The organism is Citricoccus parietis (assembly GCF_042433045.1).
In the GTDB taxonomy this organism is placed as follows: domain Bacteria; phylum Actinomycetota; class Actinomycetes; order Actinomycetales; family Micrococcaceae; genus Citricoccus; species Citricoccus parietis.
This window is the reverse complement of record NZ_JBHLWH010000017.1, coordinates 1-10,280: the sequence shown is the minus strand read 5'-3', so window position 1 is coordinate 10,280 and position 10,280 is coordinate 1. Positions and strand designations below refer to the sequence as shown.

Below are 10,280 nucleotides of genomic sequence, written 5' to 3'. Positions count from 1 at the left end.
GGCCGCGTCTACGTCTGGATCGACGTGCCGGACCACCGTGCGTTACACCACTTTATGGGGCACTACTGAACAGACCGACGAATGGACCGAAGGACGCCGCTACCTCGGCCTCGAGGTCCTGCACCGCTGCCGCCTCACCGCCGTCGACGACACCAGAAACGAGGTGAACACCGAACCCGACACCGCCCTCGAACTCAGCGCCTGACAACAACAACGAAGGATCAGACCGTTACACCACTTCCAGGGACTTGACCGGAGCTGCGCGGTAGCTTCGGAAAAGGAATCGCCACGGCCCTCGCACGCATCGAGGGCGCTCCGGTCGGCATGGTCGCTAACGACGGCAGCCATCTCGGCGGCGCCATCGACAGTGACTCATCCGACAAGCTGGTATGCTTCCTGGGCCTCTGCGATAGCTACGGCATCCCCGTCGTGAGCCTCTGCGACACGCCTGGGTTCCTCGTCGGCCCCGAGTCAGAGGAGGCTGCCGTAGCCCGCCGTATCGAGGAGATCTTCCGGATCGGCCCGAACCTGTCTGTGCCGCTGTGCACGGTGGTCGTCCGCAAGACGTGGGGGCTGGCGGACAGGCGATGGCAGGGCGCAGCTTCCGTGTAGCGGACGCCATCGTGGCGTGGCCAACAGCCGAGTTCGGCGCAATTGGCCCGGAGGGCGCGGTGCGGCTCGGATACAAGCGAGAGCTCGACGCCATCGAGGACCCGGTCGAACAAGAGGGCGAGTTCCGCCGACTCGTCGACGACTAGATCGTGAACGGTCGCGGCTACCAAGCCGCTTCGGTCTTCGAAATCGACGACGTCATCGACCCTGCGCACACCCGGGCGTGGATCGTCGGGGCGATCGCGAACTTCGACGGCCGAACAGAGCGCCCGAACGATCAGCAGACGGATGAAGCCGCGACGCGAGCTACGCGGGGCGCTCTAACGTGAGCGCTGCATGGCATCCAGGAACGTCGCGGAGAGCCGTCGTGCGATCGACGTCGATGCCCAACCGAGTCCGCTCTCGAGATCGACGATGACGCGCTCGTCGAACAGTGTCGCCCAGAGCATGACACCGTAGTCGACGTTCCTTTCCTCGATCACCCGATCTGTCATCAGCCCCGACACGACTGGGCGCAACAGATCGTAGAGCTGACCCATGTGCGGATCCCCGTGGCGAACTCGTTCGATGAACCCCTCTGGGCTGCGGATGAAGGCGGCAGCCCGCGCCCACTGCGAGGCGAGCAGAACCCAGTCGTCGCACATCCGCTGAAACAGCTCGAGGCCGGAGAACTCTTCGCTGAGTTGGGTGAGCCGAGCGATGAGCTTGGAGATCGTTCGCTGGTAGAACTCCTGTCGCAGGTCGTGGACGTCGTCGAAATGTCGATACACGGTCGCCACCGACACGCCAGCCTCGCGCGCAAGCTCCGGCATGGACACGGCAAGTCCTCGTGATTCGAGAAGCTCGCCGAGCACGTCGAGGAGCAGCTCACGTGTCCGCTGCGTATCTGCCCGCGTGGCTTTCCCGCCCTCTGCGCCCATGATCGCCTTCTGAACCCCCTTCGGCCAAGCCAGGCCTAGACAAGAATTTCTTCTCATGTCACGATAAACGCAATGCGCGTCAACAGTTGCATTGACTGGAGCGATCGACGCCGAATGTGGTCACGACGAAGTACTTGCGCCTTACGGGGCGCAGCGAGAAAGGCTGGATCGAAGTGGATTCTAACGACGACGGTTGGTGGATCGGTATTGACGTGGGTGGGACCTTCACGGACCTCGTCGCGGTGCAGCGCTCGACCGGAACCGTGCTCGACACCAAGGTGCTCACATCGAAGCCGTATCAGGAGGATGGTGTGCTGGCCGGCCTCGCCAAGATCGGTATCCCGATCGAGCAGGTCGACGAGATCGTGCATGGTCACACGAGCGGTATCAACGCGGTCCTGAGTCGAGATGGTGCGAAGACCGCCCTGCTGGCCACCGCGGGCCACAAGGACCTCCTCGACATCGGTCGCATGGATCGCCCCTTCGGCGTCGATCTCTATGACCCGACGTGGTTACGCCCCCATCAGGCCCGGCCGGTCGTCCGCCGTCGTGATCGACACGGTATCCCGGAGCGGATCTCCGAGAACGGCACCGTTCTCCTCGAACTCGATGAGGACCACGTGCGACAGATCGCTCACGACCTGCGCGAAGCCGAGATCGAGTCGGTCGCCATCTGCTTCATGAACTCGTATCTGACTCGGGTGCACGAGGAACGTGCTGCCGAGATCATCCGTGAAGAAATCCCTGATGCGTATGTCCAGACTTCCGAGCTCTACCCGGTGACCAAGGAGCACGAACGGACGACGACAGTGGTGTTCGACGCATATGTCGGACCCATCGTCACCAACTATCTGCGTCGACTGGAGAGGAGTCTCGGCGAGATCGGCTTCCGCGGCACGCTCTGGATCATGACGATGAACGGGGGCGTCGGATCTGTCGCTGAGACCTCGAAGGCACCCGTCTTCCAGCTCGTCTCCGGCCCGGTCGGAGGAGTGAGCGGCATCGTCCAGCTCGTCCGCTCACGAGGCGGACACGAGAACTTCGTCTCGATGGATGTCGGTGGGACCAGCACCGACGTCGCAGCGGTACAGGACGGAGAGACGCCGATGACAGATCTGTGGGAGATCGAGCACGGCCTGGTGATGACCATGCCTGCCGTCGACGTGCAGAGCGTCGGTTCCGGAGCGGGCAGCATCATCATGATCGACGACCTGGGAAGTATTCGCGTGGGCCCGGAGTCCGCCGGATCCAACCCTGGACCGGCAGCATACGGACGCGGTGGAACCGAGCCGACTCTCACAGATGCCTGCGTCCATCTGGGCATCCTGCAGCCGGAGCTGTTCGCCGGCGGGGACATCACGCTCGAGCCCACACTGGCGGTGCAGGCCCTTACTGCGGTCGCCGATCGAATCGGCATGAATGCGACTGAGCTGGCGGACGGCGCATACAGATTGGCGTCGACCGACATGGCCAGCGCGCTGCGAGCGATCTCAACGCACCGCGGCGTCGACCTTCGGGGATTCTCGTTGCTCGCCTTCGGCGCAGCGGGTCCGATGATGGCCGTTGCGGTAGCGCGTGATCTCGGTATGAAGTCGGTCGTGATCCCACCCCATCCCGGAGAATTCTCCGCCTACGGTCTGGTGTCGAGCGATCTTCGCGTCACGCGAGCACAGTCGCCGTTCATCCAGCTCAACTCGATCAAGAGCGATTTTCTCGAGGAGTTGTTCGCATCCCTCGAGAAGGAGACCGTCGGCGATCTACTCCGTCAGGGAGTGGACGAGAGCGACATCACACTGGAGCGCAGCATCTTCGCGATGTATGCCGGACAGACGTGGGACAACCGAGTTCCGATCGCGTCCGAACCGATCGATGACGACGCGGTCGCTCGCATCATCAGCGATGTGCACGCTTTCTACAACAGTCGCTACGGGTACAGCGCCGATGAGTTGCCCATCATCGTGACATCGATCGAGGTCACCGCCGCCGCGGAGAGGTTCGGCGGAACGCCGAACTATCCCACCGATCAGGAGGGAGACAGCCTGCTCAAGACCGCATCGTTGCGGCTCGCAGGCATCGACCACCCGGATGCACCGGTTCACGGCCGCGCGCGGATGCGAATCGGCGTCCCGATTCCTGGACCCGCAGTGATCGTCGAGCAGTACGCGACGACGGTGCTGGATGCGGGCTCATCCGCCTCCCTCGACTCCGGAGGCAACCTCAACATCATCCTGAAAGACCTGGAGGAAAAATCATGACGACCTCAGCCATGGAGACCGCCGTCGAGGTCGAGCAGCGGTACGGCTTCGATCTCATCGACCTCGAAACCGTTCGATACGGGCTCATCGAGATTGCGCGTGAGATGAATGACACGCTGACTCGCGGGAGCTTTTCGCCACTGGCGCGCGATATCCGAGACTGCACATCGGCCGTGCATATGCGCACCGAGAATGGCTGGGAGATGCTTGCCTCGCACGAGGGGTGCGTTCAGCACGCATTCACCTCCCCGCACATCGTCAACTTCACCATGAGCGAATGGGACGAGTCGACTCTGCGCGAGGGTGACGTCATTCTCGTCAACGACCCGTGGCGCGGAGCCATCCACTTTTCGGATCTCAATGTGCTCCAGCCAATCTTCGTCGACGGACGCCTGGAGTTCGTGTTGCACAGCACCTCGCACGTCGCCGATCTGGGAGGACCCATACCCGGCGGGTTCGCGAACGGCGCGCAAACCACGTTCGAAGAGCAGCTAAAGATTCCGCCGACACTGCTCTACGCCGGCGGCGTAGCGGTCCGGCCGGTTTTCAACCACCTGCTGGAGAACAACCGTACGCCGAATCTCCTGCTCGGAGATGTGCGAGCTCTCGCCGGAAGTCTCAGCGTCGGCGCAAGTCGGCTGAACAGTCTGTTCGAGCGCTACGGACTCGGACATGTGCGTGCCTCCGGCGAATATGCGATGGACCTCGCAGAGGCCGCGATGCGACGTGGCATCGCAACCGTTCCGGACGGCGACTACGTCATCACCGACTCGCTCGACGAGGACGCGATCGTCGCTGAGGAGATCACGCTGCAGATGACGCTGAAGGTCCGCGGCGACTCCATGGAGATCGACTATTCCGGCAGCTCACGTCAGCCGGCCGGCAACGTCGGAACCGCATGGATCGAATCCACACGGGCGATCATCGGGACGAAGTTCATCCTGGATCCTGCGTCCCCTGTCAACAGCGGCACACTGCGACCCATCGAGGCGCTCCTGCCGCCGGGCAGCATCGTCTGCGTCCTGCCGCCATCGAGCTGCTCGAGCCACACCGAGACCGGAAGCCGCGTCGTCAACATGATGACGCAGGCGCTCAGCGAGGCGATGGGAGCGCGAGGAATCGCCTGCGATACGGGCACGTCGGGAGTCGCCGTCATCGGCGGCGTCGACGAGAGGCCCGGGCATGAAGGATCGCCATGGGGTTCGTTCGCAGTCCCTGGTGGCGGATGGGGCGGAACCTGGACGAGCGACGGCGTCAGCGCTTGCATCGTCTCGATCGCTGCGAACTGTCGCTCAGCGGTGAATGAGCACGTCGAACGCGAGAGCCCCCTCGTGATCTGGGAGCACGAGCTGATGCCGGATTCGGCCGGTGCCGGCATGCATCGAGGCGGCGCAGGCGCGATCTTCACGATCGGCGCCGTCTCCACCACCGTGATCACTATCACGGGAGACCGATCCAGGTCCGGCGCCCCTGGTTCGTCGGGCGGCGGACGCGGCATGCCCTTCTACGGATGGCTGCTCCGCGGTGACGGCTCCGGCTCCACTCTCGACCCGCGAAGGGCCATCGGGGCGGAGCCACTGTTCGGGGTGTTCGACGAGAACGGCGAACCGGATCCCGACAAGGGCACCTTCGGTCTAGGCACGACTTACATGGGCGGTAAGGTCTCGCAGTTGGTCCTGCAACCCGGCGATGGCATCCGCCTTATCGTCGGCGGTGGCGGCGGATGGGGCGATCCGCTCGAACGCGACACGGAGCGCGTCCTCACCGACATCGACGATGGCCTGGTCAGCGAATCGTTCGCTCATGCGGCATACGGCGTCGTGCTCGACGCCTCAGGAGCGGTCGACGAAGACGCGACCGCGATGCGACGCCGCGACCTCGCCCGGCTTCGCGACCAGAACAAATGGAGTGTTCCCACTGCGTGTCCGCCAGCGTGGAACACTGCGACCATCATGGAGGTGGCATCGTGAGCGGTGTTGATCGCCTGCTGTTCCCGACACCGTCCGAATCGACTGTGTCGGTCGAGCGGGCTCTCGTCGACCAGGTCTGCCCGAGTTGCGGCTCGAGTGACGTGCGGAGATATCCGGTCGCGAATTTCATCGGCCCCCGCATGGTGACGAAATGCCAGGACTGCTTCGAGCATCTTTCAATCGATGTGCCGACGCTCGATGACCACTGGCCGCCGTGGCGGTCTGCCACCATCGACTGGCCCGCCTCGAGGAACGGCTGATGGTGGCGCGCAGCAGGGCGGCCGTACTCGTCGAACGAGGCAGATTCGAGCTCAAAGAATTCGATCTGCCGAGTATCGGCGCCGACGATGCACTCCTTCAGGTCGAAGCCTGCGGCATGTGCGGCAGCGACGTCGAGCAGCACGACGGCGGCTTCGAGGCCCTCGGTGTCGGATATCCGATCATCCCCGGCCATGAAGCGGTCGGGCGGATCGCAGAGATCGGCTCGTCCGCTGCGCGTCGCTGGGGGGTAGGGGTCGGAGACCGTGTCGCAGTCGAAGCCGTGATGGGATGCGGGCATTGCCGTGCCTGTCTGACGGGTCGGTACAGCCAGTGCCGAACCTTCAAACCGGGCACTCAGGTGAACTCATACGGGTGCATTCCCGTGAGCACGGAGCCGTCGCTCTGGGGTGGCTACTCCGAGTTCATGTACCTGGACCCGATGTCCGTCGTGCATCGAGTCGATCCCGATCTGCCGATCGAGCTCGCCGCGCTCTACCAGCCGATCGCCGCAGGCATTCGCTGGTTCGCGCACGAATCCGGGCTGCGCCTCGGCGACACGATCGTCATCCTGGGCTGCGGTCAGCGTGGTCTCGCAGGCGTCATCGCTGCGCGAGAAGCGGGAGCTGCCCAGATCATCGTCACGGGACTGGCTGCCGACGCACACAAGCTCGAGCTGGCTCGCACCTTTGGCGCCGACGCCACGGTCGTGGCAGACCGCGAAGACGTGGTCGCCCGCGTTCGCGAGCTGACCGGTGGCGAGGGGGCTGACGTCGTGGTCGACATCGCGGCAGTGGCGATGAAGCCGATCGCCGACGCCGTGGAGATCGCGAAACCCGGAGGAACGATCGTGTTCGCTGCGATCAAAGGAGGGGGTCGAGCCGCAGAAGGATTCATCCCCGATCGAGTGGTGACCAAGGAACTGACGATCCGCGGCCTGCTGTCTCAGGACACGCGCGCGGTTGAGCCGGCGCTCCGGTTGATCGAATCCCGCCGGTACCCGTTGGAGCGAATGCACACGCACACGTTCGGTCTCGCCGAGGCTGAACTGGCCGTGCAGACGCTGGCCGGCAGGGCCCCGAACGAACAGGCCATCCACGTGATGATCGATCCCACGAAGTGAAGTCACAGCACTGAAGCCGGCCTCGCATTGAGAGATTGCGCGGATAGGCGGTCACCGCCACTGATACTGCTTGACAGGACGGTCGTCCCACCGGAACCTCGTCCATGATTTCTTGAGCAGCCGGCGGAGGACGATGATGGCGTTGGCCAGGTGCGTCCAAGCCTGCTGAGCCTTCTCGCCGCGGTCGAGGACAACCTGCAGGAGCCCGAAGCCGCGAGTGTGCCAGGAGTTGGTCCGCTCGATCATCCATCGGCGGGTGTGATTGATCTTGATGTAGGTGCCCTTCGGGGAAATCTTCCAGTCGCACCCCAGCTCGACGAGCAACTCCCGGGTCACTCCGGAATCGTAGCCGGCATCGAGATCCACCCGGGTCCTGTCGGGTAGATGGAATCCGAACCGGGACAACCGCTCCAGGGTCGGGCGCAGCAACGGGGAGTCGTGTCGGTTGGCCCCGTCCAGCACGACCCCGATCGGCAGGCCGTGACCCTCGCAGAGCACGGAGCGCTTCTGCCCGGACTTGCCCCGGTCGGTGGGGTTCCGGCCGGTGTTGTCTCCTCCGCAGGGAGCCTTCACGCAGCACCCGTCGACACTGAGGTGCTCCAGGTCCAGGCCGATGAGCCAGTCGAAGGTCTCAAGGACGGCCTGCTCGAGGGCGGCGAACACGCCGGCGGCGGTCCACTCGTCGCGCCGGGTGCGTAGGGTCGTGGCCGAAACACAGTCGTCGGCGTGCTTGGTGTAGGTCCCGCCGAGCACGAGCCGGGCGACGAGCTTGTCGAACACGATCCGGTCGGCGACCCTGGGCCGGTGGCACCCGAGCGGGTGAGACTCCTCAACTGGTGGCAGCAGTGCCTCGAACTGGCACCACAGGGGCTCGATGATTGAGGATGGAAGTGCTGGCACGGAGGAAGTCCTTCGCCTCGGTTGCTTGGTTGCACTTCAATCGAATCGAAGACCTCCCCGTGCCAGCCCGCAGCGACACGCCACCTACGGGATCGGGATCACACCGCCTATCCGCGCAATCTCTGAGTAACTGTCAACGCGTATGCAGACTCAGCGGATCGGGGGCCGGACGAGCTAAAACCCGCTGGAATAGACGGTGGCACCAAGAGCAAGGCCTGGGTCCGGCACTATAAAGTCATCGGCGTTGAGAGGTGACCGCAACAATGCTGGATGACCGTCAGCGACGCGAACGCATGGGTCAGCAACCCCGCCTGCATCCGCCCCGCCCTGTCGCCGACAGGGCGGGGCTGGCTCCTATGGTGCGCCGGGCAGAGACTCGCAGACGATCCCGTCCTTGTCGGAATCGAGTCGAGCCACGTCGCCGTAGTACGGGAAGTACCGGGCAAACCAGGCCTGGGCCTGTGACCAGGTTGAGAAGTCCGAGCAGTTCTTGCTGTCGCCCGGGTTCGCCGGCTTCGTCGGCGTGGGCTTGGGTGTGGGCTTGGGTGTGGGCTTGGGTGTCGGTGGTGGGGAGACCACAGTGGGTGGATTCGAGGGGCCGAACTTCGTGTTGTACCGGTCCAGGAAGGCGGCGAACTGGCCTCGGTCAATGTTCCGGTTGGGCCGGAAGCTTCCATCCGTGTAACCGGTGGTGATCCCGGTGTTGGCCAACCACGTGATGGAGCCGCAGTAGGTGCCGCTCACGTCAGAGAACCGGCTCGCGTCACAGGTCGTGGCCACGGGTGCCTCCGAGGAGCGGTAGCGCTGCAACATGACTGCCATCTCGGCTCGGGAGATCGGTGCTGAACCCCGGAACCGGCCATCTTTGTACCCGGTGGTGATGCCGGTGCCGGCCAGCCAGGTGATGTGGCCACAGAACGGGTCGGAGGTAGAGATGTCGGAGAACCACTGCCGGGTGCACTTCGCCGCGCTCTGACCCGGCTTGGAGTAGCGGTACAGGAAGGCGGCGAACTGCCCGCGCGTCACGGAGGTCGTGGGCCGGAAGGTCCCGTCGGTGTAGCCGCCGGTGACACCGCTGGAAGCCAGCCAGGTGATCGACGCGGCAAAAGGATGCGAGCTGGAGACATCGGAGAAGGGCGGGTCGGGCGTCGTTGCTGCGGGGACGTTGGCCTTGGCCGGGAGCGTCACCGACGGGTTGGAGCACCCGTCCACGAGCTCGGAATCCAGCGCCCGGGCCTCAGTGCTGTCAATGGTGAGGTTCCACCGCCACTTCGTGGAGACCCAGCCGGTGAGGTACTCGCACTGCTCGGCCGGCGGCAGCCACTCGGCCGGGTCGCTGGCACCCTTGGACTGGTTCAGGTTATCGGTCATGGCCACCAGCGACCCACGGTAGGTCAAGTCGTTGGCGAAGGCCCCCCGCTGGGCTGGAGTCCAGCCACTGGCCCCGGACTGCCACGCCTCCTGAAGGGGCACCAAGTGGTCGATGTCGACATCGCTGGCCTGAGTCCAAACTTGCCCGTCGAAGACCGACACCCACCGTCCAGTGCTGACCGTGCAGCCACTGGAGTAAGTGACCGGAGCCAGAGAGTCGCGGAGCAACACCTCTGCCCTGGTGTCACAGCCATCGCCGTCAGCGTCAGACCAGTGATCGAAGTAATCACGGTCGTAGGCCGGATTGCTCACCTCGGCACGAACGACGAGATCATCGAGGACATCACCGGCCTCTGTGGTGGCCGCCTGCGCTACGCCGACAGGAGCAAGAGCACCGCCCAGCAAGCCAAGAGCCATGAGGAATCCGCAAAGACGCTGCCACTTACTGACAGATCCTGACCTAGTTTCCCTGCTTGAGGTATTGACGCGTTCCATGGGACCCCTTCAGGTCAGAGTGAAGACTGCCCTGAGATTATCCGACGAGACGGACACTTATCCTGCAGTAGCCCTATTACGTCTACGCAGCCGAATTACCCCGGCAGCTTTTCGCCTTTAAGATCACTCGCCTCGAGTCCAGCATCGACGGTGGAATCGAAGCCCTGAGGGTTGGTGGTGTTCCTCGCACACTCGGAACCCCACGCGCGGACGGCCTTCGGCCGACTGTCTTGTCTTGGTCCGCCGGAGCGGCGGCGGACCAGGACGTCGGCCCTGGCGGGCCGACCTCCTTTTTTGCCTGCTGTCCTGCGGATTATGCGCCCCGGCTCCACCGGCACAAGCCCCTCCGCTAGCGCTACGGGGCCGGCTCCTGAAG

Annotated in this window: 10 protein-coding genes and 2 pseudogenes; 9 read left to right on the top strand and 3 right to left on the bottom strand. The window is 64.2% G+C overall.

What is annotated here, in order from left to right; genetic code table 11:
• From ACFFIO_RS06335 to ACFFIO_RS06325, 3 genes and pseudogenes are all read left to right on the top strand, one after another.
• A pseudogene (locus ACFFIO_RS06335) lies at nucleotides 1-205 on the top strand (hypothetical protein); the annotation flags it as partial.
• Between the two features lie 53 nt (nucleotides 206-258).
• Nucleotides 259-612, top strand: coding sequence for a carboxyl transferase domain-containing protein (locus tag ACFFIO_RS06330; RefSeq protein WP_378040748.1), 354 nt, complete (start codon nucleotides 259-261; stop codon nucleotides 610-612).
• 11 nt (nucleotides 613-623) lie between these two features.
• On the top strand, nucleotides 624-758 hold the full coding sequence (locus ACFFIO_RS06325; protein WP_378040746.1) for a hypothetical protein: 135 nt from the start codon (nucleotides 624-626) through the stop codon (nucleotides 756-758).
• Between the two features lie 174 nt (nucleotides 759-932).
• Here the strand turns inward: ACFFIO_RS06325 and ACFFIO_RS06320 are convergent, their stop codons facing one another.
• The gene (locus ACFFIO_RS06320) at nucleotides 933-1,532 is read right to left on the bottom strand and encodes a TetR/AcrR family transcriptional regulator (RefSeq protein ID WP_378040745.1); all 600 of its coding nucleotides are present in this window, start codon (nucleotides 1,530-1,532) and stop codon (nucleotides 933-935) included.
• Nucleotides 1,533-1,648: 116 nt separating this feature from the next.
• On the opposite strand from ACFFIO_RS06320, the gene ACFFIO_RS06315 reads away from it, so the two are divergent.
• The 5 genes and pseudogenes from ACFFIO_RS06315 to ACFFIO_RS06295 all read left to right on the top strand — a co-directional run bounded on the left by ACFFIO_RS06315 (nucleotide 1,649) and on the right by ACFFIO_RS06295 (nucleotide 7,138).
• Nucleotides 1,649-3,787 carry a hydantoinase/oxoprolinase family protein gene (locus ACFFIO_RS06315; protein ID WP_378040744.1) on the top strand — a complete coding sequence of 713 codons (2,139 nt, stop codon included), beginning with the start codon at nucleotides 1,649-1,651 and terminating at the stop codon, nucleotides 3,785-3,787.
• Complete coding sequence (locus ACFFIO_RS06310; RefSeq protein WP_378040743.1) at nucleotides 3,784-5,757, top strand: hydantoinase B/oxoprolinase family protein; 1,974 nt, start codon at nucleotides 3,784-3,786, stop codon at nucleotides 5,755-5,757. The genes ACFFIO_RS06315 and ACFFIO_RS06310 overlap by 4 nt, the downstream gene beginning before the upstream one ends.
• Nucleotides 5,754-6,017 (top strand): hypothetical protein, encoded by a 264-nt coding sequence (locus ACFFIO_RS06305; protein WP_378040742.1) that lies wholly within the window; start codon nucleotides 5,754-5,756, stop codon nucleotides 6,015-6,017. The genes ACFFIO_RS06310 and ACFFIO_RS06305 overlap by 4 nt, the downstream gene beginning before the upstream one ends.
• Nucleotides 6,017-6,409 (top strand): annotated as a pseudogene (locus tag ACFFIO_RS06300) (alcohol dehydrogenase catalytic domain-containing protein); the annotation flags it as partial. The gene ACFFIO_RS06305 and the pseudogene ACFFIO_RS06300, both read left to right, overlap by 1 nt.
• 33 nt (nucleotides 6,410-6,442) lie before the next feature.
• Nucleotides 6,443-7,138, top strand: a complete 696-nt coding sequence (locus ACFFIO_RS06295; RefSeq protein ID WP_378040747.1) for a zinc-dependent alcohol dehydrogenase — start codon at nucleotides 6,443-6,445, stop codon at nucleotides 7,136-7,138.
• A gap of 51 nt (nucleotides 7,139-7,189) precedes the next feature.
• On the opposite strand, the gene ACFFIO_RS06290 is transcribed toward ACFFIO_RS06295, so the two are convergent.
• Both ACFFIO_RS06290 and ACFFIO_RS06285 read right to left on the bottom strand, forming a co-directional pair.
• Nucleotides 7,190-8,038 (bottom strand): IS5 family transposase, encoded by an 849-nt coding sequence (locus ACFFIO_RS06290; protein ID WP_378040741.1) that lies wholly within the window; start codon nucleotides 8,036-8,038, stop codon nucleotides 7,190-7,192.
• Nucleotides 8,039-8,392: 354 nt separating this feature from the next.
• Nucleotides 8,393-9,571 carry an S-layer homology domain-containing protein gene (locus ACFFIO_RS06285; RefSeq protein ID WP_378040740.1) on the bottom strand — a complete coding sequence of 393 codons (1,179 nt, stop codon included), beginning with the start codon at nucleotides 9,569-9,571 and terminating at the stop codon, nucleotides 8,393-8,395.
• Between the two features lie 111 nt (nucleotides 9,572-9,682).
• Between ACFFIO_RS06285 and ACFFIO_RS06280 the strand changes: the two genes are divergently transcribed.
• A complete protein-coding gene (locus ACFFIO_RS06280) occupies nucleotides 9,683-9,868 on the top strand; it encodes a hypothetical protein (RefSeq protein WP_378040738.1) in 186 nt (61 codons plus the stop codon).
• Nucleotides 9,869-10,280: the final 412 nt, after the last annotated feature.